The 849-nt window shown below is 22.6% G+C and carries 1 pseudogene; it reads left to right on the top strand.

Features of this window, described 5'->3' with window-relative positions:
• Positions 1-207, top strand: a pseudogene (locus H2279_RS08605) (hypothetical protein); the annotation flags it as partial.
• Between the last annotated feature and the right edge of the window lie 642 nt (positions 208-849).

The following is an 849-nucleotide window of genomic DNA, read 5'->3' as shown; positions in this document are numbered from 1 at the left end:
TATATATATATTTATTTAAAAGCTTTATTTCAAGTATTTATGTTTTCAACGTTTTTTGCACCTTTTATAGTTCTTTGTTTATTGCAAGCTTATTTTTTTAAATGCTATAGCACAGGAGAAAAACGTAAAAAAATAAGTTGGCTCATAGGGTTTGTATGTTGCTCTCCTTTTGTATCAATGTTTTTAAATTGTATAATCGATGGGTAATTTTTATCCTTAAAGATAATTAGATTTTAAACTTTATAGTAAAGATTTCATTACTAAGCTTGATTTCAAAGATAAGACTTATAATATACTTTATGATGCAGGAGTTTAAATGGTAGGTAGTATTCAACTTTCTATTTTTTTAGGTTTGGTAGGATTTATTTTTGCTTTTGCTAATATAAAATTTTATCTTACAACTTTAAGTGTTCTTGTTGTCTTTTCTATTATAAACTATTGGACTAAGATTAACATAAAAGAATTTTTAAAATCTTATTTTTTAATATATTTTATTGTGTTTTTTGCAATTATTGTCGCAATATTTTATTTTAGCTATGATATTGAATTTTATAAATCGCCTATATTGCTTACTCCTCCAAAATCACCACAAGAATATATAGCCCATAATTGTTTTAAATTTTTATCCTTTACAACTTTTATTTTTTTAAAAAACACATTTATTATGTTTTTTTGTTTATTACAAGCTTATTTTTTTAAATGCTATAGCACAGGGATAAAACGTAAAAAAATAAGTTTGTTGATAGGGTTTGCATGTAGCTCTCCTTTTATATTAATGTTTTTTAATTATATAAATGATGGAAATATTTATTAGACTTTAAACTTTATAGTAAAGATTTCATTGCTAAA

This window comes from Campylobacter sp. B0100352/1, assembly GCF_020135855.1.
GTDB lineage: Bacteria > Campylobacterota > Campylobacteria > Campylobacterales > Campylobacteraceae > Campylobacter_D > Campylobacter_D taeniopygiae.
This window is presented reverse-complemented; position numbering and strand designations above follow the sequence as displayed.